This is a genomic window from Marinobacter sp., assembly GCF_040882185.1.
Taxonomy (GTDB): Bacteria; Pseudomonadota; Gammaproteobacteria; order Pseudomonadales; family Oleiphilaceae; genus Marinobacter.
In genome coordinates this window covers 355,405-375,786 of the sequence record NZ_JBBEBW010000002.1, presented here as the reverse complement: position 1 = coordinate 375,786, position 20,382 = coordinate 355,405, and the positions used below count along the sequence as shown (strand labels likewise).

The 20,382-nt window shown below is 48.1% G+C and carries 24 protein-coding genes; 4 read left to right on the top strand and 20 right to left on the bottom strand.

The window, feature by feature from the left end:
* Nucleotides 1–313: 313 nt before the first annotated feature.
* From WEB64_RS02820 to WEB64_RS02745, 16 genes are all read right to left on the bottom strand, one after another.
* Nucleotides 314–1,399, bottom strand: a complete 1,086-nt coding sequence (locus tag WEB64_RS02820; protein ID WP_368061891.1) for a glycosyltransferase family 4 protein — start codon at nt 1,397–1,399, stop codon at nt 314–316.
* Nucleotides 1,396–2,337: a glycosyltransferase family 2 protein gene (locus tag WEB64_RS02815; protein WP_368061892.1), complete on the bottom strand. Its 942-nt coding sequence runs from the start codon at nt 2,335–2,337 to the stop codon at nt 1,396–1,398. Before WEB64_RS02815 ends, WEB64_RS02820 begins: the two co-directional genes overlap by 4 nt.
* A complete protein-coding gene (locus WEB64_RS02810; RefSeq protein WP_368061893.1) occupies nt 2,334–3,296 on the bottom strand; it encodes an EpsG family protein in 963 nt (320 codons plus the stop codon). Before WEB64_RS02810 ends, WEB64_RS02815 begins: the two co-directional genes overlap by 4 nt.
* On the bottom strand, nt 3,293–3,835 hold the full coding sequence (locus WEB64_RS02805; protein WP_368065515.1) for a hypothetical protein: 543 nt from the start codon (nt 3,833–3,835) through the stop codon (nt 3,293–3,295). The genes WEB64_RS02810 and WEB64_RS02805 overlap by 4 nt, the downstream gene beginning before the upstream one ends.
* Entirely contained in the window at nt 3,829–5,061 is a 1,233-nt protein-coding gene (locus tag WEB64_RS02800) for a hypothetical protein (protein ID WP_368061895.1), read from the bottom strand. The genes WEB64_RS02805 and WEB64_RS02800 overlap by 7 nt, the downstream gene beginning before the upstream one ends.
* A 48-nt stretch (nt 5,062–5,109) precedes the next feature.
* Nucleotides 5,110–6,570: an MOP flippase family protein gene (locus WEB64_RS02795; protein ID WP_368061896.1), complete on the bottom strand. Its 1,461-nt coding sequence runs from the start codon at nt 6,568–6,570 to the stop codon at nt 5,110–5,112.
* Nucleotides 6,567–6,851 carry a hypothetical protein gene (locus WEB64_RS02790; protein ID WP_368061897.1) on the bottom strand — a complete coding sequence of 95 codons (285 nt, stop codon included), beginning with the start codon at nt 6,849–6,851 and terminating at the stop codon, nt 6,567–6,569. Before WEB64_RS02790 ends, WEB64_RS02795 begins: the two co-directional genes overlap by 4 nt.
* 391 nt (nt 6,852–7,242) lie before the next feature.
* Entirely contained in the window at nt 7,243–8,382 is a 1,140-nt protein-coding gene (rffA, locus tag WEB64_RS02785) for a dTDP-4-amino-4,6-dideoxygalactose transaminase (RefSeq protein ID WP_368061898.1), read from the bottom strand.
* Nucleotides 8,379–9,275, bottom strand: coding sequence for a formyltransferase family protein (locus tag WEB64_RS02780; RefSeq protein WP_368061899.1), 897 nt, complete (start codon nt 9,273–9,275; stop codon nt 8,379–8,381). The genes rffA and WEB64_RS02780 overlap by 4 nt, the downstream gene beginning before the upstream one ends.
* 4 nt (nt 9,276–9,279) lie before the next feature.
* Complete coding sequence (locus WEB64_RS02775; RefSeq protein WP_368061900.1) at nt 9,280–10,302, bottom strand: TDP-N-acetylfucosamine:lipid II N-acetylfucosaminyltransferase; 1,023 nt, start codon at nt 10,300–10,302, stop codon at nt 9,280–9,282.
* A gap of 11 nt (nt 10,303–10,313) precedes the next feature.
* Nucleotides 10,314–11,426 (bottom strand): non-hydrolyzing UDP-N-acetylglucosamine 2-epimerase, encoded by a 1,113-nt coding sequence (gene wecB / locus WEB64_RS02770; protein WP_368061901.1) that lies wholly within the window; start codon nt 11,424–11,426, stop codon nt 10,314–10,316.
* Nucleotides 11,423–11,971 carry a dTDP-4-dehydrorhamnose 3,5-epimerase gene (rfbC, locus tag WEB64_RS02765; protein WP_368061902.1) on the bottom strand — a complete coding sequence of 183 codons (549 nt, stop codon included), beginning with the start codon at nt 11,969–11,971 and terminating at the stop codon, nt 11,423–11,425. Before rfbC ends, wecB begins: the two co-directional genes overlap by 4 nt.
* Nucleotides 11,972–11,980: 9 nt before the next feature.
* Nucleotides 11,981–12,853 carry a glucose-1-phosphate thymidylyltransferase RfbA gene (rfbA, locus tag WEB64_RS02760; RefSeq protein WP_368061903.1) on the bottom strand — a complete coding sequence of 291 codons (873 nt, stop codon included), beginning with the start codon at nt 12,851–12,853 and terminating at the stop codon, nt 11,981–11,983.
* A gap of 134 nt (nt 12,854–12,987) precedes the next feature.
* Entirely contained in the window at nt 12,988–13,836 is an 849-nt protein-coding gene (gene rfbD / locus WEB64_RS02755; protein WP_368061904.1) for a dTDP-4-dehydrorhamnose reductase, read from the bottom strand.
* Nucleotides 13,833–14,936 carry a dTDP-glucose 4,6-dehydratase gene (gene rfbB / locus WEB64_RS02750; RefSeq protein ID WP_368061905.1) on the bottom strand — a complete coding sequence of 368 codons (1,104 nt, stop codon included), beginning with the start codon at nt 14,934–14,936 and terminating at the stop codon, nt 13,833–13,835. The genes rfbD and rfbB overlap by 4 nt, the downstream gene beginning before the upstream one ends.
* A gap of 32 nt (nt 14,937–14,968) precedes the next feature.
* Nucleotides 14,969–15,733: a Wzz/FepE/Etk N-terminal domain-containing protein gene (locus WEB64_RS02745; RefSeq protein ID WP_368061906.1), complete on the bottom strand. Its 765-nt coding sequence runs from the start codon at nt 15,731–15,733 to the stop codon at nt 14,969–14,971.
* 296 nt (nt 15,734–16,029) lie between these two features.
* On the opposite strand from WEB64_RS02745, the gene rfaH reads away from it, so the two are divergent.
* Nucleotides 16,030–16,509 (top strand): transcription/translation regulatory transformer protein RfaH, encoded by a 480-nt coding sequence (gene rfaH / locus WEB64_RS02740; RefSeq protein ID WP_368061907.1) that lies wholly within the window; start codon nt 16,030–16,032, stop codon nt 16,507–16,509.
* Between the two features lie 69 nt (nt 16,510–16,578).
* Here the strand turns inward: rfaH and WEB64_RS02735 are convergent, their stop codons facing one another.
* From WEB64_RS02735 to WEB64_RS02720, 4 genes are all read right to left on the bottom strand, one after another.
* Entirely contained in the window at nt 16,579–17,019 is a 441-nt protein-coding gene (locus WEB64_RS02735; protein ID WP_368061908.1) for a type II toxin-antitoxin system HigA family antitoxin, read from the bottom strand.
* Between the two features lie 151 nt (nt 17,020–17,170).
* Entirely contained in the window at nt 17,171–17,935 is a 765-nt protein-coding gene (gene cysQ / locus WEB64_RS02730; RefSeq protein WP_368061909.1) for a 3'(2'),5'-bisphosphate nucleotidase CysQ, read from the bottom strand.
* Nucleotides 17,936–17,973: 38 nt separating this feature from the next.
* Nucleotides 17,974–18,405: a putative toxin-antitoxin system toxin component, PIN family gene (locus WEB64_RS02725; protein ID WP_368061910.1), complete on the bottom strand. Its 432-nt coding sequence runs from the start codon at nt 18,403–18,405 to the stop codon at nt 17,974–17,976.
* A 14-nt stretch (nt 18,406–18,419) separates the two neighbouring features.
* Nucleotides 18,420–18,695: a type II toxin-antitoxin system prevent-host-death family antitoxin gene (locus WEB64_RS02720; protein WP_368061911.1), complete on the bottom strand. Its 276-nt coding sequence runs from the start codon at nt 18,693–18,695 to the stop codon at nt 18,420–18,422.
* A 130-nt stretch (nt 18,696–18,825) separates the two neighbouring features.
* On the opposite strand from WEB64_RS02720, the gene WEB64_RS02715 reads away from it, so the two are divergent.
* From WEB64_RS02715 to WEB64_RS02705, 3 genes are read left to right on the top strand one after another with little or no spacing between them, the layout of a single operon-like run.
* Nucleotides 18,826–19,479, top strand: coding sequence for a transposase (locus WEB64_RS02715; RefSeq protein ID WP_368061912.1), 654 nt, complete (start codon nt 18,826–18,828; stop codon nt 19,477–19,479).
* Nucleotides 19,480–19,533: 54 nt separating this feature from the next.
* Nucleotides 19,534–19,962 (top strand): nucleotidyltransferase substrate binding protein, encoded by a 429-nt coding sequence (locus WEB64_RS02710; RefSeq protein WP_368061913.1) that lies wholly within the window; start codon nt 19,534–19,536, stop codon nt 19,960–19,962.
* Nucleotides 19,949–20,308, top strand: a complete 360-nt coding sequence (locus WEB64_RS02705; protein WP_368061914.1) for a nucleotidyltransferase family protein — start codon at nt 19,949–19,951, stop codon at nt 20,306–20,308. Before WEB64_RS02710 ends, WEB64_RS02705 begins: the two co-directional genes overlap by 14 nt.
* The last annotated feature ends 74 nt before the right edge of the window (nt 20,309–20,382 follow it).

Below are 20,382 nucleotides of genomic sequence, written 5' to 3'. Positions count from 1 at the left end.
TGCTCACCCAGCCAAGTCTGAAACACAACATATTCCATAAATGATACAGTCAGTTCCGCTTGCCGCTAAGGTGTTTCGTCCACATGAGCCGACCTGGTCCTGAAGGAAGGAAGTTTTCCGACGGGCGGCGGCACTCATTCAGCATTGCTTTGACCCAATCTCTTAACCACCCACGCAACCCGTCATTCAACGACGGCATGAACTGATGAACTGATGAACTGCCGCGTCCTGCGATCAATTCAATCACAAATCCCGGTGCTAACCGGATCAAGTGCCGCAGAATGGCCATGATGAAATCCGACAATGCCGGACATTACACAGACTCCGGCCCGGTCATGCATTGGGTAAAGATACCGGCTAGAACTGGTGCCTGAACCGACAATGAATACCGGTTCTCAACCGCTTGCCGCCCTGCGCTGCCCAGTTGCAGTCTCTGTGCCGGTGATTCTAGCAGTTTGTCCAGTGCAACGTCCCATTCTGCGATACTTGCAGCCAGCATCCCGCACTGGTTCATGCCAACAATATCGACATTCACACCAACCGGCGAGGCGATAACAGGAATACCACACGCCATGTACTGAATTAACTTATAACCGCACTTACCTTTTTCCCAGGGGCCATCGGATAACGGCATAATGCCAATATCCATCCTTGCAATCAGCTCGGCTTCGGATGCCTCACTCCAGGTCACAACTTCGACATCAACGCCAGGGAATTCGTTGGCAATATCAACCGAAGCACCAACCAGTAGAAGCCGTGCATCATGTTTCTGACACTGCACTTTCAATATCCGGGCAATGTCCACGACGTAACTCTGCGTAGAGGGTGAACCAATCCAACCAATCACAGGGCGAGATGCCGCGGAAGAGCCAGTCGGACTATAGCGCGCTGCGTCCACCACCGTCGGCACCAACTCGACACAGGCAGCACCCGCCATTTTGGCCCGATTTGCCAGATAATCATTACCTGCCACGACCCAATCTGCACAGCGCATCACAACGTCAATTTTTTGGCCCATAATCTGACGCAGCACCGGGTTACCCGACAGATCATAGTTATGAAAGATCGCATCATCAAAATCGACCACATAGCGCTTGCCTAGCCAGCGCAAAATTCGTTCAGCGAGCGCAGGCATATGGGGGAATATTTCTTTTTCGATCCAAATTAAGTCATACCTGAGGACACTGAGCAGCACGCGCAGCCTGCGCAAATAGAGCACCATCACGTGCAATGGCGCCCGTCTGCCTTGTCGATAAAGCTGATCAAGGTATTGATCGTCAAAAAGGCTACTGACAGTGACCTGAAACCCTTCGGCCGCCAAAAAAGGCAGATACTGCAATGAGCGTAGACGGGAACTGGCGCCTTTTCTCGAGTACTTGGAAAGTAGGAGGATTTTCATAAATTATTGCAGCATTTATCGCGTCTCATTTTTAAGAGCCATTTTGGCAACCATGCCCACAGCATCCGATAACCCCCCCAGGTCTCTTTAAACCCCGATAAAGACCGCCGGGCAAGAGCCAACACGGAACGAGCCAAAGGTTCGAGCAAAAGTGTCGAGGCCAACACCGTTAACGCAGCGGGTAAAGAAAAATGCTTAAAAGCATACAGCAACCGGCTGCGCAGCGAATAGAACAGCCGCTTCGCTTTCACCTGATTGGAGGTGCCTCCGCCAGCGTGGAAAGCTTGAGCATCGGCCAGATAGAAACTTTGCCAGCCTACCCAATACGCACGGTATGAAAAATCAACCTCCTCGAAATAAACGAAGAAACGTTCATCAAAACCCTGCAGTTGCTCAAAAAGCCCGCTACGAACGAAAAAGAAAGCACCTATAACCTGATCGACTTGGCGATCGGCCAAATGATCCCATTCGGCCATAGCGTTACCTAAGCGTGGGAAAAAACGATTTAGGCCAACTGCATGCGCCAAAAACCCAGTAGCGGTAGGAAAGCGTCCACAACTGCGGGAAATCTTGCCATTCTCCTCGATTAACTGCACACCACAGATACCCACCGTTTGATTAGTCTGATCCTGCATGAATCCGACTACTTTAGTAAGCGTCCCCTCCAAGAGCGCCGCATCGGGATTGAGGAACAGAAGATAGTCACTATCCGCGTGCTTCGCCCCGAGGTTACAGGCTTTGCCGAAGCCGAGGTTTTCGCCTGTACGTATCAGGGTGACGTTTGGGACTCCCTCGACCGACGCTTCGGAGCCATCTGTAGAACCGTTATCGACTACTATCATTTTATCTACCAAGCCACCGCCAAACTTGGTAATGGAGTCGACACAGTTTTTTAGTTGATGGCCAGCATTCCAGTTAACAACCACTACAGAAATCATAAATCAGACCTAAACAAAGGATCAAGATACAGCGCATTTATAAATAGATATATAGATAGAACTGCCAACAGAGACATAGCAATAGCCCTACTATATTTAGGTAAACTTGGAACCCACAAAAAACATGAAAACATCGTCAACTCGAAAATTCGATGAGCAAACACTGGAAGTTCCACCATACCGTACCAAAATGAAATTCCAAAAACCGAAAGATAAAACCAAGGCAAGAAATCGGATTTAATTTTATTTATATTAGCCATACCAATTGAAATAATTATTATAAATATAATCATTCTAGATGAAAATGGATTTGCGTGCATTTCACTTGCGGTATTGATTATATTTTCAACTTGCGGATTTAAATAACTCAGAAACGACAAGGATAAATAAGTAACAACCGTTGGAAATGCAATTAAAGATACAACAATCGAAAACTTTCTCATTTTAAAGAATTTCACAAAAACAATAAAAGGAATAAAAACCAGTAGTGTCCAGTGAAACAAAACAGACAATACACCTAAAACTACTACTCGAACTGACAGATTTTCACGAATAGCAAAAAATAACGACAAATACCCAAAACCAATTGCGGTAGATGCGCGGATTTGCGTCATCTCATGTAACGGAAATAGCATTAATAAATAAACAACAACCCAAAAGGCTTTATTTGGACCCTGATATATCAAATAAAATTTTTGACTTAAAGATATTAGCGCTGATATAAAAAGCAAAACGCCAAAGGATAACCCCAAGCTTTTAATAAATAAGCTCAACCCAACAAATCCTATTTCAAAACGCCCATCGTAAGAGGGGGTCAGCGATTCAAAAAAAGAAAGGTATTGAAGATAATCGCGATCTACTCCAAGAAATCGTTCAGCAGAAAGCCATGAAAAAAATAGGCTGAAAGATAGAAGGAACGAAATCTTTATAACACCTTTCTTAGACAACAGTATATTCATACTAAGTCAAGCAGTCGTCGGTATTGACGATTGTAAATGCCAGAAACCATTTCGTTGTCGAAGTAATTTTCTGAAAAGTCAAATTGATTATTTTTCGAATGTAACAATTTATCGTGAGAACTCAAGTGATCTTTTCCAACACCATCTTTTATGTATAGATTGCCGAGCCTAAAATCAGCAACACAGCCTAGTTCCGGATTCGTGTCGATCAATACAACAGCCCCAATACAATTTGGGCTGACAATAGCTGGAAGTGAAGCTGCTAGATATTGACCAATTTTAGTACCGACCGCAATTTTAGAAGGATTCAGAAACATTAACCTGAAGTTTACTGCCGACAAATATTTGTCTACTTCTTTGAGCCTTGGAGAAATTATAAAGACGTTTTTTCTTGAATAAAAAGCAATTTCAACTATATTTTCCGCATGCTTAGGAACGATAAACATAAATTTTAAATTATTAGTCAGCCTCGAAAACTGATAAAAAAATTTTAAGTAAAAATCTAAACGATACCAGCGTTTACTTGGTCGCATTAACATGATGATACAAAATAGAATTTTTTTAACTTTTCTGTATAAGACCTACTTCCATTCAACTCCTTGGCCTTCACAGCAATAACAGATCGATCGAACTTATTTATTGTTTTCTTTAACTCTTTATTTATAATCTCGCCCTCTGATACTTTATTTTCAAAATATTGGCTAAACTTGTTGATCTGATCAATCGCTTCACCTGTAATCACAGGTAACCCTACTAAGGAATACTCACCAAATTTGACTGGCGAAGCGACCCAATTGATATCACTTGGTTTTCTCAGTAGAACTCCAATGTCAGCAGCGTTTAAAAAGCGATTCATATCGCGTAATTTTCCAGAAGTAATAGTCGTACGATTTCGATATTCTTCTGAAAACAAGCTTTCAAATTCTCTGGTAGCTGGAGTAACAATTAGAATCTTGCATGTTGACTCACAGCGCATGACCTGCTCCATAAGCGAAACAGTTTCCGGAACGCATTGCCAAATCGAAGTTGAGCCAACATAGATAATTACGAGGTCGTTGTCACTATATCCAAGCTCACTACGAACTTTTCCTCGTAACGTTGGATCGAAGTAAAACAAACTCTCATCCGCAAGGCATGGGAGAATTAGCGTTCGGTCCACCGGTAATACGCTTCCCTGGAGCTCTCGTAACGCTTCCGAAACAAAAATTGCATAGTCACAGTGCTTCTGCGCCATTTTAATTCTTTTTTTTATGGCTCTACTCTTCAAAGGAGCCAAAATCTTTATATACCAGGGTAGAGAACGAACAGCTTCTAAAAATTCGGCGAGAGTATCTCCTCGCGCATCCCAAATTAATCGGTACTTCATCAGTCGCTTTGCGATTGCTGCAATCATGGTTGCATGCTCAGTCCGCGCACGGACAAATGTTGGACTCGCCCCAATTCGCCACATGTGCCACATTAACAAGTACGCGTTAAATATCTCTGAGAATGGTAGCGCTGGTTTAACGCCACGAAATAACCTAATTACTATACCGGGGTAAGCACTCTGGAAGCTCTCTAATGCCGCTTGCCCAGAGGCAAACGCTTGCGACGTAACTGCAAACGCCCATATTTCGATTTCTACACCAACATTTTTCATGCTCTGAACATGCGCTATCACTTGGGATTCTACGATGGTCGGAGGCAGGCCCTCATAAAGTAAAAAAATCCCTGTTGGTGCACTTCGGGTCGCCTTTTCTTGTGCATTTATCATTGTTTCATTCAATCCATTACTCATCGCAAACGGGTAGATTTCTCAACGGGTTAAAAGCTTTTAAACTGTATTATTCTTAGGAGTACGTCCCGGCGAAGCCAATTGCCTCATCGCCACCAGCCACTCGCGATTCAGTAAAAAACTCAAACCCATGTACAAGGGAGCCGAGATGAGAACCGCAACGATCATGTGCAGATAAACATTCGTCATCGCCAGGGTGAGATAGTGAGCCGGGGCAATGGCCATCACAGCAATCAGCAGGGGCCGTAATGTGGCAATAGAATATTCAAGCAGCCCAGCTTTGCATATCGGCCGCACAAGTACATACCACCCAGGTATGAACATCACGACTGTAAACCCCAGCAGCGACCATGCCAGCCCAAGGGTACCGTAATGGGAACCCATCCAGAGTAGCGGCGGCACCAGGCACAACATGGCCAGGTTCCATTTCAGCTCCAAATCAGCGCGCCCCATGCCTAACAGCAAGCTGCCCACCGGGTTGCCTGTCGAGCGTAAAAACCCCCAGATAGCGAGCAGGCGCAGTAGATCAGTCGCCGCTAGCCATTTTTCACCCAACATAATGGTCACTACTTCCGGTGCAAAAAAGGCGATACCTAGGTACAAGGGAGCGTTCGTCGCAGCAGTCATGTTCAGGGTCTTCAGATAAATAGAGCGTACCTTCGGGATATCGCCTTGTACCTGTGCGATCAGCGGAAAACCCACCCGGGTAATAATCGGGTTGACCAGCCCCTGTATTTGAAATACGACTTGCCTAGGAAGACTGTACAAGCCCAAGGCACTCGCTGCCAACATACGCCCACCCAGTAACAAATCGATGCTTCGATTGAATTCATTGACAATGTTATTGCCCACCAAGGCGCCGCCGAATCCCAGAAAAGAGCGCACATCCGAATATTGGAAACGCCACATCGGGCGCCACCCTCGGGCAAGAAACAGCCAGGCCATCACCGTGACAGCTGTCGCATTGACAATCGCCCCCAGGATCAAAGCATAGACACCCCAGCCAGAATAGGCGGCGATCACCGCAGCAAAAAAACCGACCAATGCGGCGGTTATTTCTATTAACGCGACCGGGCGAAAATCAAGTGTTTTCTCAGCCGTCATCTTTACCTGCTGCCCCAGAGCGATGACGACAAAGGTGATAGAGGCCAGCATCAACAACGGGGTTAACCGCTCGTCGCCGAAAAACCCGGCAATGAACGAGCTGCAGAATAGGACTAACAGGGTTAACCCGCCCCCAAAAGACGCATTCAACCAAAACAGGCTGGAACGTTGTTCTGGCGTCACATCCTGACGTTGCACGTAGGCACTGTTTACGCCCATATCCGTAAACACTGTGGCAAACCCCAGCACCACAGCAACCATCGCCATCAAACCGTAGTCTTCTGGTACCAGTAGTCGCGCAAGCACTGCCAACTGCGCCAATTGAACCAAGGCGCGAACAACGGCAGCCGCTGTGGTCCAGCGCACAGCGGAAAAAGTACGGTGTTTCAGGGTCACAGTTTTGTAGCCGTCATGTAATATCCCGAGCTTTCTAACGCCCAGTTTCTGCCAAGCTTGTCCAGCAATGGCACCGCTTTCTGACCAAGATACCAGAAGTGCAGTAATGCCGCTTTTATCGCCCTAGGCAGCAGTCTCGCGCCACGAATCAAACGCTGGCTGAAGTAGTTCATCTTCAGAAACCACTTGGTGGAAACCCCGGATTGTGGCTCCACCACGACATCGACAAAGCTGGCCTTTTCAAACGGGTACTTGAGGCCATAGGGGGTATATCGAAACAAATCATAGGGCGTTTCGTGTACCCACCACTACCAGGGCACCTGCAGAACATTTCCCCACCCGGCTTGAGGATGCGATAACCTCAGTCAGCATGATTCGCGGTTCACAAAATGCCCCGCTACCGAGAGCGACACCACGAAGTCTGCCACCTCAGATTCTATTGGCAATGGCAGGTTCAAGTCCGCGGCAATGTCCGCTTTGGTATCGGAACAACTGCCCGCCCAGTCTACGGCGATGTATTGATTAGCATATTGCAGGAAAAATCTTTGTAGGGAGATTCGCCCGCACCGAGGTCTTAGAGCGTGCCTTTGTAGTGTTTGAGTAGGTTATGATCACCGATATTGTAGATAAGCCAGCTGTGTAACTGGCGATTCGAATGGTGTTGGCTAATTCTCATGAATAAAATCTTATTACGCTGTAAGCAATATACTCGATAGTCTGCTCTTCCATGCCATACCAAATCGGCAGTCGAATCAGCCTTTCGCTCTCTTTTGTCGTGAAAATATCCTCACCGTGAAAACGTGAAAAGCGCAACCCCGCAGGCGCGCTATGCAGTGGGACATAATGAAACACGGCATAAATTTCGTCAGCTTTCAAATGAGCAAGCAGGGCGGAACGTTCATCCATGTCCTTTACCTTGAGATAAAACATATGACCGTTATGCTGACAGTCTGCTGGTATGCTGGCTAACTCGATCAGTTCGCGTTGTGCTAAACCACTCAATGCGGCGCAATAAGCATTCCAGATCGCCAAACGGTTTTGCGTGATTTTATCCGCCCACTCCAACTGGCCCCAAAGATAAGCTGCCTGGATCTCGCTAGGTAGATAGCTGCTACCCAAATCCACCCATGAGTACTTATCCACCATGCCGCGAAAAAATAGGCTGCGATTGGTACCCTTCTCGCGGATGATCTCTGCCCGCTGGACGTATTGCCTTTCATTGATGATCAGCAGGCCGCCTTCGCCGCCGCTAGTGAAATTTTTCGTCTCGTGAAAGCTGTATGCTGCCATTTGGCCGAAAGTACCCAGCGCACGACCTTTATAAGTGGCCATCATGCCTTGCGCTGCGTCTTCAATCACAACCACACCGTGTTGGTTGGCGATCCTCATAATTGTATCCATCTCGCACGCTACACCTGCGTAATGTACTGGCACTATGGCTTTGGTTTTTGGTGTGATGGCCGACTCAATGAGATTCTCATCGATATTCATCGTATCGGGCCGAATATCCACGAAAACGATTTTTGCACCACGCAACACAAATGCATTTGCCGTGCTTACAAATGTATAACTCGGCATGATGACCTCATCGCCCGGCTGGATATCCAGCAACATTGCGGCCATGTCCAATGCTTGTGTGCATGAAGGAGTGAGTAAGGTTTTGGGGGAACCGAGTTGTTGCTCGAACCATTCCTGGCACTGATGACCGAATTTGCCGTCACCGGACATTTTATCGCTGCGCATGCCAGCAATGACGTATTGGTCCTCGTTGCCGGTGTGAGGAGGACGATTAAATGGAATTTTAAAGGTCATATTCCACCTTCGAATCTTGACCTGAACTTCATATGCCCAATGACTGAACACCCATCTTCCGTTCTCAAATCAGTGATCTTAATTAAGCCCATGCCACAAACAACTACTGGTAAAGCATTCTCAATAAAAATTATCTTGCCAATATTCGAAGCCCTATTCTCCACGATAACGTCTCTAACAATAGTAACATCATGGACCCACACTGCTTGACCATTCAGCACTGAACGAGCGCCCCGGTATGGCGAACCAACGGCATCTACAAATCGGGAAATTTCATCCGCGTTAGCAGCCCAATTAATAAAATAGTCCCTCTCATCGCGCCACAAGCTATAACTGGCTAAATTTTCATCTTGTGGAAAGCCTTTAACGCCGCTTCCGTCAAAAATATCGGTCGCTGTTTTTAAAACGAGCTCAGCATAAATAGCGGACACCTTGTCAATGGCATCATGAATTTTTAGTGGATAGTTGATTGGAGTTTTTTCCTGATATATAACATCACCTTTGTCATATTCATCCGAGGCAATTAGTGCCGTAACCCCAATTTCATCTTCACCATCGATTAACATATTAACCAGCGGAGAAAAACCCCTGTACCTTGGCAATAGTGAATCATGAAACACAATCAAACCATTGACTTCTTTTATTACCCATTTCCATCCAATCGCAAAACTGAATTCGGCATCAATATGCCCTTGTTCACACGCTTTACCTCTCGTGTTAAACTTAAGGCCATGCTCGCCACACAAACCAGATATCTCAGTATGAAAATCATTTTCTATGTCGCTATCACGTGCTGCCATAACAAAAGCTACATGAGTAGAACTAAATTTTTCTAAAAATCTTTCTAACGCAATAAAACCTTTTTTCCCTAATACGTAAAATCCTACTTTCATTGCATCATCCAAATATTTTTCTATATTGCTCTATTAACTGTCTTTCGGAAAATATTTCTTTTATTTTTTCTGAATTTTTTCTTGAAGTCAGCTTATCGCTTGGTTCAATTACAATCTCTTGCACAGGAAATACATTAATTCCGAGTTCCTTAAACATTTTCCACTGGGTTACATCCGTTCGCATATATACCGTTTTACCCAATCCAAGCAAAGTAATCGTGTTTCCCATTGCCTGCTGTCGCTTATGCGCAAACACTGCGATATCAATTTGTCCGAGTAAATCGAGATAGTTTTCAAACGGCATGAATTCAAGCAAGGGTGTAAATTTATCTCCAAATAGCTCATTTCCGAGTTTTGAGATACACTTAGCTTCTTCGGCACACCCGTAAGAGAGCGGACAATATATTTTTATATTTTCTCTTCTATATACGGCTAGCTTTTCAAACACTTCTGCATGGTTATTTGTAGAGTCAGCTGAATTACCCACCAGAATATTGATTGCTTTTCCCTGCCTCGGAAGCAGGAAGAAATCTTTATACAAGTTACTAGGATACATTATGCAGTGGCGGTGCTCACCCCTAGCTCCGTACCATTTTTGCGCTAATTCATAATCACCTTTTATGTAGGTGACGAAGTGCCCAATGCGCTTTATAATAAATCGGCGAAAAAGTTCATTTTTTTTCCATCGCCAGTCTTTAATCGGCGCATTATGAATATAAAGGTCGCCCCCCCACATAACCCAATAACATTTTTTCAACAACCAGGGCTGCAGCGCCAAAAGATAAAAAAGGTGATTATTAAACAGGCCATGAATAATAATTTTGTCAGCCTTGTTAATCGCCTTCGTTATGGCAATAGTATTCTTTAAAATATTTGGCATTACATAGGTATCAGGAGACTCAGGCACATCCCTCTTCGCTACGTCACCGTAAATAATGAAATGGTGCCTACCATCTGCAAAGTGTTTATGAATAAAGTCCCTGAACGGCAAAACAAATTTTTTATCCCAGCCAAACAGGTGCAGCACGAAGCTCCGACTCATAAAAAACCACTTAAGTTCTGAACAATACGCTCCGCTGAATGACCGTCCCAAAGCGCGGGGCGTTTGCCGGTTTTCCCGCCGCCGTCAAGGATATTCCAGGCTTCTCGTAAGATTGCGCTAGGTTCGGTTCCCACCAAAACATTAGTGCCTTCATCCACCGTAATAGGCCGTTCGGTGTTGTGCCTCAGCGTCAAACACGGAATGCCAAGTGCAGTGGTTTCTTCCTGAAGGCCGCCACTATCAGTCAGCACCAGCCTGGCGTCTTTCCACAGGTTCAAGAAGTCCATGTAAGACAAGGGCCCCGTGAGAGTTATGCCTGGTGCTGTTTTCAAACCAAAACGTTGGAGGTTGGCCTTTGTACGCGGGTGCACGGGGAAAATCAGCGGTAGTCGTTCCGATAAAGTATTAAGGCTGCCGAGAATAGCCGCCAGAACGTCCTGATCATCTACATTCGAGGGACGGTGCAGCGTAATGACACCATAATCTGCGTGTTGATCTTTAAGCTGGGGTGACTTGAATCCGATACAATCGGCCTGCGCAAGTCGGTCGGCCTCGTAAAGCAGATTATCGACCATGACATGGCCAACATCAAAGATAGCTTTGGAGGGCTTACCTTCTTGCAAAAGGTTGTCCACGCCCGCCGGTTCCGTGCAAAAAAACCAGTCGCTGATACTATCAGTGACCAATCGATTGATTTCTTCTGGCATCGACCGGTCGCCGCTGCGTAACCCGGCCTCGACATGGGCGACCGAAATGTGGAGTTTTTTAGCCACAATGGAACAAGCCATAGTGGAGTTCACATCACCCACTACGAGAACACAGTCTGGTCGATTTTTTTGGCAAATACGCTCAAAGGCCACCATAATATTGGCGGTTTGTTCCGCGTGGCTGCCGCCACCGCATTCCAGATGATGATCCGGCTTCGGTATGCCCAGTTCTTCAAAAAATATATCGCTCATTTCATGGTCATAATGTTGACCGGTGTGAATGATACGGTAATTGAACTGTCCGCTATGAGCGGTTAGCGCACGAACTATGGGCGCTATTTTCATAAAATTAGGCCGCGCGCCCGCGATCAGATAGATCATTTTTTTAGCTGAATCAGTCAAAACAGTTGCACCTCTTTCACTGGGTTTGCTGCTTTATCCTTATCGGATAACAAGGGACCGTTAGATAAGGCATCAACAGGCCACTTGATGTTCAGTACCGGGTCATTCCAAATAACAACACGCTCATACTCAGGCGCGTAGAAATCTGTACATTTATACTGAAAGTCTGCCGTTTCACTAGTCACCAGAAAGCCATGGGCAAACCCCGGCGGCACCCACAACATGCGGTTATTGTCTTCTGAGAGGTATTCCCCTACCCACTGGCCAAACGTGGGTGAATCTTTGCGCAGATCCACTACTACATCAAACACTTCGCCCTGAGTAACGCGCACCAGTTTGCCCTGAGGCTGTTTGATCTGGTAGTGCAGACCGCGCAGGGTGTTTTTCCCGGAACGACTGTGATTGTCCTGCACGAAGGTGGCGTTGATACCCGCTTCTCGGAACGCCTTTTCGTTCCACGTTTCCATGAAGAAGCCGCGTTCGTCTCCGAACACCTTAGGTTCAATGAGTTTGACGTCTGGAATTCTGGTTTCTGTAATTTTCATAAGGTTCGCTTACTTGGCTGTTTTGATCAATTTTTTCAGGTAGGCGCCGTAGCTGTTCTTTTTGAGGCTTTCAGCCTCAGCCAATAGCTGTTCTTCACCGATAAACCCCATTCGGTAGGCCACTTCTTCCAGGCACGCAATCTTCAGGCCCTGGCGTTTTTCCAGAGTTTCGATAAAGCCACTGGCTTCGTGAAGGGAATCAAAGGTGCCGGTGTCCAGCCAAGCGAAGCCCCGGCCCAGCAGCTCTACGTTCAGATCGCCGCGCTCCAGATAGGCTTGGTTGATGCTGGTAATTTCCAGTTCGCCACGATGGCTTGGCTTTACCTGTTTGGCAATATCGATTACATCGTTGTCGTAGAAGTACAGGCCGGTCACCGCAAAGTCTGATTTCGGGTTACTCGGCTTCTCTTCTATGGAAATGGCACGCTGGTTGTCGTCAAACTCTACTACGCCGAAACGTTCCGGATCGGTAACCTGATAACCAAACACTGTCGCGCCTTTGGGCCTTGCGGCGGCGTTCTGGAGCATTTTGCTGAGGCCCTGCCCGTAATAGATGTTATCGCCCAGTACCAGGCACACGCTATCGTTGCCGATAAACTCCTCGCCAATGATGAATGCCTGTGCAAGGCCATCCGGGCTTGGCTGTGCTGCGTAGGTGAGGTTGATACCCCATTGGCTGCCATCGTTTAACAGGCGCTTGAAGCCGTCTTGATCTTCGGGTGTGGTAATAACAAGCACGTCTCTTATCCCGGCCAACATCAGGACAGACAGCGGGTAGTAAATCATGGGCTTGTCGTACACCGGCAAGAGCTGCTTGGAGATGCCCCGGGTAATGGGGTACAGACGGGTGCCGGAGCCGCCAGCCAGTATTATTCCTTTCACATTTGCTCCTTACAGATTAGAGACTTTTTTGCCGCGGAATCCACGGAAGGACACGGAAGGACACAGAAAAATGATTTAGTGAAAAAATTTTGGTTTTTCTTCCGTGTTTTTCCGTGGGTTCCGTGGCTAATCAATCAGTTCTGGAGGTATTCCCCCAGGGTTAACGCCAGTTGGCTTTTCCAGTCCGGCAGCTCAATGTTCAGGGCGTTTTCGAGTTTGCTCATGCCCATCCTTGAGTTCAGCGGCCGTTGGGCTGGCATTGGGTAGTCGCTGGTTGGGATGGGGTTTGCTTTCAGGTTATGGCCTGCCAGGCGGAAGATTTCACTGGCAAAGCCGTGCCAACTGGTGTCGCCTCTAGGGGCTAGGTGATACAGGCCTTTTGTCAGTTTACCGTGGATTGCCAGGGTGGTTATCTGTGCGATAAGTCTGGCGGGTGTCGGCGCGCCGACCTGGTCTACCACAATGTTGAGTTCGGTTTTGCTCTCAGCAAGGCGCAGCATGGTTTTCATGAAGTTGTTGCCGCGGGCACTGTAGACCCAGCTGGTACGGAAAATAAGATAATCCGCGCCGCTTTGCTCAATCGCCTGATCCCCTTCCAGTTTGGTTTTACCGTAGTGGCTCAACGGGCCGATGGGGCTGGTTTCCTGCCATGGGACCTCGCCGGAGCCGGGGTAGACATAATCGCTGCTGAAATGAATCAAGCGTGAGTTATGGACTTTCGCGTAAGCCGCAAGCTGTTCGGGTAAGCCCACATTGAGGCGCTGAGCCTCAGTTTGATGGTCTTCTGCCGCATCTACAGCTGTCCAGGCGGCGGCATTTACAATGAGTTCCGGCTTGGTGTTTGTCAGATAGATGTTGACTGCCTGCTCATTCACCAAATCCAGTTCTGCCCTGTCTGGAGCGGTGACAATGCCAAGGGGCGCGAGGGTGCGGTGGAGTTCGAAGCCGACTTGGCCAGTTTTGCCTAGTAGAAGAATGTTCATATCCCTACCCCAAGCCTTTCTCGTTGGTAACTACCGTCCTGAACCCGCTGGCACCACTCCATGTTGTCCAGGTACCACTGGACTGTTTTTCGGATACCGGTTTCGAAAGTTTCTTCCGGGGCCCAGCCGAGCTCTTTCTGAATTTTAGTGGCATCAATAGCGTAGCGCATGTCATGGCCTGGACGATCTGTGACGAATGTTATCAGGTCTTGGTAATGGTTTATGCTATTAGTCTTCGCGACTGAAGTCGCTCCTACAAAACGTGCAGACTCTGAGGGTGGTGCTAGCTCCTGGAGTATATTGCAGAGGGTCAGGATTACCTCAATGTTCTGTTTTTCGTTGTGGCCGCCTATGTTGTAGGTTTCGCCGACTTTACCTTCTGTGACCACCTTATAAAGTGCTCGAGCGTGGTCTTCTACGTAGAGCCAGTCCCGGATTTGATCGCCTTTGCCGTAAACGGGTAATGGCTTGCCTTCGAGGGCGTTCAGGATAACCAACGGTATGAGCTTTTCAGGGAAGTGGTACGGTCCGTAGTTGTTGGAGCAATTAGTGATTAACGTTGGTAAGCCGTAGGTTCGGCGCCATGCCCGCACTAAATGGTCTGAGCTCGCTTTGCTTGCTGAATAAGGTGAGCTTGGAGCATAGGGCGTTTGTTCTGTGAAAAAATCTTCTGGTCGCTCCAGGTCACCATAAACTTCATCGGTGCTTATATGATGAAAGCGAAAGCTTGACTTTTTATCTTCATCAAGAGCACTCCAATATTGCCGCGTCGCCTCCAGCAGCGTGTAGGTACCGACGATATTGGTTTCGATAAAGGCTGCCGGTCCGTCTATCGAGCGATCGACATGGCTTTCTGCAGCGAGATGCATCACTGCGTCTGGCTGGCGCTCGTTAAATAGTCGATCAAGGCTGGTTCGGTCACAGATATCGACCTGTTCAAAGTGATAACGTGGCGAACCACTGACTTCAGCCAAGCTTTCCAGATTGCCCGCGTAGGTAAGTTTATCCACATTGACCACTTCATCAGCCGTGTTTGCGATGATGTGACGTATGACTGCGGAGCCGATAAATCCTGCACCGCCGGTAATGAGTAGTTTCATTGAGAACTGCTCCCTGGGCTATTGGTTCGGAATTATTCTGTCGACCCGTCTGCCAAATGAGATCTGACCGAAGCCGCAAATTGCGCGAAGAATGCCAGAAAAATACCCGCCATTCCGCCCAGCATTATCGCCAGCGCAACAATCAAGGTGCGTGCAGGCCCAGTCTTATCCGCGCTCTGGCGGCTAACCACCAATACTTCAGGGCTTTTCAGAGATTCCAGATCACTTTCAAGCTCTACCTTTCGCTCAAAAGCTTCCGCAATAGCTGCACCAGTATCTGTGCCACCCTGGAGCGTCTCAATGGAGCGAGTTACCGATTCAATCCGGCGTTGAATACTTTTCCTTTCGCGTTCAACGAGAGCATTCTGTCGTTGCTCGATTTTTTCGATCAGTGCTTTGTGGACTTGCTCGACTTCACTCTCACTTTCCTCAGCCGCCTCAGAGACAAACCGGATTAGCCCGGTGTTCTCAGGGTTTGAGAAGGTTACATCGAATGGCAGGCTGCGGTCAGTCTCAGCACGAAAGAGCGTTTGTTGCTCGGAAAGCCAGCGATTTTCCAATGTGGCGATAGTTGATTCGGGTGCTTCCAGATATCTACCGGGATTTTTTTCCGCTACCTGAATCAGGGTGGAGAATTGATACTTTTCAGCCGCCAATAACGCGTATGCCAAGCCTGCCAAAGTAACAAGCACAAACACAGCATAAAAAATTCGACGCCGACGAATGAATGTGGCAGCGAGGTCTACCAGGCTGATTTCATCATCGTAGTAAGGTCGTTGTTCTGGGGTATTATTCATCTAGTCCAATCCAGGTTTTGCTTGAGTTATCATTTCAGGCACGCTACCGCCCCACCGACTAGGGCCCAGTGCTTTAAGGTCATAATTTATTCTGCCGCCCGACGGCCACAAACACCACTGAAATACTGCTCGCACGTTATTTCAGATAAAATGATAGAGCTGCAATTTCGGGACCGCGCAAGTCTACCTGATCAAGGATAGGACACAACCAACAGGGTACAAGAACACCGGGTTTTGCGTTAAGTTTGAGTTAAAGCTTGTTAAGGGATTTAAAACTATATTCATTGGAGCCCCTCATGCCATGGTATGCAATTCAACATAAACCAGGACAAGGTGATCGGGCGCTGGACAACCTACAATATCAGGATGCCCGATGCTTTTATCCCAAGATTTCCGTAGAGAAGATTCAGGCCGGTAAGCGGACTTTTCGGCTCGAACCGTTGTTCCCCGGCTATCTCTTTATCAGTATCGAACAGACTGATCCTTTGTGGGCCAAGCTCCGGTCGACCCGGGGGGTCTTGCGAGTGGTCAGCTTTGCTAACAAACCTGCGGCGATTGACGAGGCGGTGATTGACCACATCCGCGACAGTCTGGATACCGTGGCTGAGTGTGGGGGCATCAAGGCGGGAGACAGTGTTCAGTTACAAGACGGGCCCTTCGCAGGATTGGATGCCGTGTTTCAGGCTTACGACGGGGAGGAACGCGCTATCGTACTGATCAGCTTTATGCAGCGATCTCAGCAGGTAAAGGTCTCTGTATCTGCGTTGAAGCGTTAACATTCGAACCGGTCAGCTATTCCTCGCGGTTGAAGTCGCTCTACAGCGGGCTGGCCGTTGCAGGCTTCATCAATCATGGTCACCAAAAAACATGGCAGGTCGTAGATTAAAACGTTGAGAAAGCTTCTCGATAGCCTGGCGGCTGAGAATTCTATTGCCCTTGAGCACCTTGGACACCATGGTCTTATCGCCAATTTCCGGCAGATCACTGCCGGTCAGATGATGCTGGCTCATCAATATGCGCAGCAATGATATATCTGCTGGCAATGAATCGGCTTCTTCAATGAATAAAGCCATTTCCTCGTTCTGGAGCTCATACCGCTCGATTGCATGACTGAGCATATCGATCAGATGATTAAGCGGCTCATCCAGGGTATCGTCAGCAGACTCGAGTATCTGCTCCAGTACCTTCAGGGCCGACAGATGCTGCTCTTCGGTGTCGATATCAATCAATGGCTGAGCAGTGGCCATAAATTTTTGGTATGCATCAACGATTGCCAACTGTGTCATAGCGCCACCTCTAGTTCTGGTCTTTCATATACTTTTTCGTTAGCTTGTCGTAATCCGCATGGTTAACAATGTGCTTGATATACATGCGTTTATTCACAAACTGAATGAACGCAAGAAAGTTGACCACGCGTCAACTATGAGCCAGATTTTATCAGTACCACTTCCCGGACGCCACAAAGTGCGGGTTCAGTACATCTTCTTTGCCATAGCGCAACGGCTTTCGGTCGAGTGTTTCCACCTTTCCCCCGGCCGCGCTCAGAATGGCGTGCGCCGCACCGGTATCCCACTCACAGGTCGGGCCAAGACGCGGGTAAATATCTGCATGGCCTTCTGCTATTTTGCAAAACTTGAGTGAACTGCCCGCTTGCACCAGGCGATGCTCTCCGAGCGTCTCAATGAACGCTTCGGTTTCACTGTTCATATGGTTCTTACTGGCGACCACACGCTTTATTGCGGATGGCACCACCACATTCAGGCGATGCGCCCGCCCTGCTTTATCTCGCTTGGAAGCGCCCTCGCCTTTCGCGCCCCAGTAAACCTCCCCCAACGCAGGCACCGTAATCACACCCAGTATGGGAACGCCCTGTTCAATAAGGGCGATGTTGACAGTGAACTCTCCAGTGCGATTGGTGAACTCCCTGGTGCCATCAATTGGGTCCACCAGCCAGAACCGATACCAATGCTTACGCTCGGCCCAGGGTGCACTGGCAGACTCCTCAGACAGGATGGGAATATCAGGGGTCAACTGCCCTAAACCATCGACAATAATTTGATGAGCCGCCATATCCGCTGCCGTCAGCGGGGAGTTATCAGCTTTGAACTCAACTTTGAAATCCGTGTGGTAGATATCCAGCACTTTCTTGCTGGCGGCTTCGGCGATGGTGATGACATCGGGGAGGAGGGAGGCGAAATGCATGGGGGTCCTTTTTTGTGGTGGTCTGATCACGACAGGATTTACAAACCACCATGCCGAATCCAGAAGTCAGAGGGTGAAATAACCGGATAGACTTCAGCTAATGCGAGCAGGTCTTTATCACCGGTAACCAGGTAGTCAACTGCGTGATACTGTGTCCCGGTTGCCAGCGTTCCAAGCACCGGTGTGTCGTTTATATCTCTCACTGCATCATCGGGCAGATCCGTTGGCTCAATAATCTCTGCCAGAAACGAGAGAATATCTACAAGATCATCAACTTCCGCATCTGACAACCCATGACGGTGGCTCAGCCGGGGAAGAACCCTACGGACCTCGTCAAGAATGTAATCTGAAAGATAAACCTCTATGGCACCACTACGCCAGGCTTGCATGATCTTTCCCGGCACACTGGAGGTATACGCCATACCGGAAATAATGACATTCGTGTCGAGCACAACCTGAATGGATGCCATCCCTGGACCCCTTCCTATTTTTCAGTGGAGCGTTCGCTCGCGATCGCCTCTTCGATTTCCCGCATACCCACTTCCTGAGGCACGCCAGCAAAACCTTCCTCCAACCGCGAACTCAACGCTTCAAAGCGCGCTTCCATTCTTCTGATCCGCCCGAACAAACGCGCGTCGACCAAAGCAGCGACTGGCTTGCCATCCTTTTTTATCAAGACACTATCGTGCCGATACTGGACCTGGTTGATCATCTCCCCAAGGTTCTGGCGAAATTTCACAGCACTGGTTTCCGTGATCATGCCTACCTCCAACCATATTGATCGTACTGATCATATCACAGTAAAAACTTGGGGTCTGACCCCGACTTGAAATTGCTGGTCGAGTGGTGCAAGTTATGTCGTCTACAATACAGTTCACAAGGAATGTGAGATGCCCCGCCGACAAAGGATTTGTCCGGCCGGAATACCCCAGCATGTAATTCAGCGGGGTAATAACCGGCAGGTTTGTTTTCAGGATTTTGCAGACAGAGCTACCTATGCGGCGTTTCTCTCCCGCTACCGAGAAGAGCATGAGGTCGACATTCACGCCTGGGTTTTGATGAGTAATCACACCCACCTTCTGGTCACGCCGCACACTGATCATTCGCTGTCCCTGTTCATGAAGGCAGTTGGCCAGCGCTACGCTCAGTACTTCAATCGCAAATACGAACGCTCGGGTACCCTTTGGGAGGGGCGATTCAAGTCTTGCCTGGTGGATACCGAGAGCTATTTTCTGCAGTGCCAGCGGTATATCGAATTGAACCCCGTGAAGGCGGGAATGGTGCAGTATGCCGGGGATTATCAGTGGTCCAGTTATCGGTGTCATGGCTACGGACTGAGATCAAAATTTCACACGCCCCACCCCTGTTACCTGAACTACCACCCGGTCCCAACCATACGACTCGCACGTTATAGGTCCTTTGTCGCCAGCCCGGCACCGAAGGGCATAGACGATATGATTCGATATGCCGCTATCGCTGGCACAGCGCTCGGTACGACGGAGTTTCATGAGCGGATGAAAGCCCGGTTCGGGGTCGGGGCCTAACCCCAGCACAGATTATGTTATTATTTCAAAGGTTACATAACGGAGCTACGATTCATGAGCAAGCAGGATGTGCGCTGGATACAACGATTCAATAATTTTAAAAAGGCATTTTCCCAACTGGACGATGCCGTAACGCTGGGCCAGTCACGAGAACTTTCCAGGCTTGAGAAGCAAGGCGTCATTCAGGCATTCGAATACACCTATGAACTCGGCTGGAACCTCCTGCGGGATTTCTTACGCTGGCAGGGAAACTCTGGCGTTACCGGTCCACGCGATGCCATTCGCGAAGCATTTTCCGCTGGATTGATTGAAGACGGTGAGCGTTGGATGCAAATGCTTCAGGACAGAAATCGCACCTCTCACACCTACAACGAAGAGACCGCAGAAGAGATTCTGACGAATATCTTCCAGAACTATCATGGACTGCTTACCAATCTTCAACAGCGTATGAACTCAGAGATGCAAAAACATGGCTTTGCCTGAACAGCCTTCATTGGGGTCGCCAACGGTTTTCGGCCTGCCAGCACATACTGTGGAACATCTTGGAAATGCATTTACCAACCATGAATCCATCGAGTCTGTGACCCTTTATGGCTCGCGGGCAAATGGCAATTACAGATACAACTCCGATATTGATCTGCTTTTGACGGCTCCGGAAATGACCTGGGCTGAATTTAACAGGCTAGAGTGCGACATTGACGATTTACTACTGCCCTGGAAAGTAGACTTGGCTCTTAAGCACCACGTAGAGAATCAGAATTTACTGGCTCATGTAGAGCGAATCGGAATTGTCATTTATCAGCGGAGGCCTGACCCCAGTGTATTTTAACCGGCCAAATGTCTTGGGGTCTGACCCCGAGGCGCACAAATGCTCGCGGAACTGAAATAGAGCGCATGTTCCGA

Coding starts and splice junctions, on each gene's coding strand:
- WEB64_RS02715 (WP_368061912.1), top strand. CDS start 18,826: ATGCCCCGCCGACAAAGGATTTGTCCGGCCGGAATACCCCAGCATGTA.
- WEB64_RS02820 (WP_368061891.1), bottom strand. CDS start 1,399: ATGAAAATCCTCCTACTTTCCAAGTACTCGAGAAAAGGCGCCAGTTCC.
- cysQ (WP_368061909.1), bottom strand. CDS start 17,935: ATGCATTTCGCCTCCCTCCTCCCCGATGTCATCACCATCGCCGAAGCC.
- WEB64_RS02805 (WP_368065515.1), bottom strand. CDS start 3,835: ATGTTAATGCGACCAAGTAAACGCTGGTATCGTTTAGATTTTTACTTA.
- WEB64_RS02810 (WP_368061893.1), bottom strand. CDS start 3,296: ATGAATATACTGTTGTCTAAGAAAGGTGTTATAAAGATTTCGTTCCTT.
- WEB64_RS02725 (WP_368061910.1), bottom strand. CDS start 18,405: ATGGCATCCATTCAGGTTGTGCTCGACACGAATGTCATTATTTCCGGT.
- rfbB (WP_368061905.1), bottom strand. CDS start 14,936: ATGAAACTACTCATTACCGGCGGTGCAGGATTTATCGGCTCCGCAGTC.
- WEB64_RS02815 (WP_368061892.1), bottom strand. CDS start 2,337: ATGATTTCTGTAGTGGTTGTTAACTGGAATGCTGGCCATCAACTAAAA.
- WEB64_RS02745 (WP_368061906.1), bottom strand. CDS start 15,733: ATGAATAATACCCCAGAACAACGACCTTACTACGATGATGAAATCAGC.
- rffA (WP_368061898.1), bottom strand. CDS start 8,382: ATGACCTTTAAAATTCCATTTAATCGTCCTCCTCACACCGGCAACGAG.
- rfbD (WP_368061904.1), bottom strand. CDS start 13,836: ATGAACATTCTTCTACTAGGCAAAACTGGCCAAGTCGGCTTCGAACTC.
- WEB64_RS02720 (WP_368061911.1), bottom strand. CDS start 18,695: ATGATCACGGAAACCAGTGCTGTGAAATTTCGCCAGAACCTTGGGGAG.
- WEB64_RS02705 (WP_368061914.1), top strand. CDS start 19,949: ATGGCTTTGCCTGAACAGCCTTCATTGGGGTCGCCAACGGTTTTCGGC.
- WEB64_RS02735 (WP_368061908.1), bottom strand. CDS start 17,019: ATGACACAGTTGGCAATCGTTGATGCATACCAAAAATTTATGGCCACT.
- rfaH (WP_368061907.1), top strand. CDS start 16,030: ATGCCATGGTATGCAATTCAACATAAACCAGGACAAGGTGATCGGGCG.
- WEB64_RS02780 (WP_368061899.1), bottom strand. CDS start 9,275: ATGAAAGTAGGATTTTACGTATTAGGGAAAAAAGGTTTTATTGCGTTA.
- WEB64_RS02710 (WP_368061913.1), top strand. CDS start 19,534: ATGAGCAAGCAGGATGTGCGCTGGATACAACGATTCAATAATTTTAAA.
- rfbC (WP_368061902.1), bottom strand. CDS start 11,971: ATGAAAATTACAGAAACCAGAATTCCAGACGTCAAACTCATTGAACCT.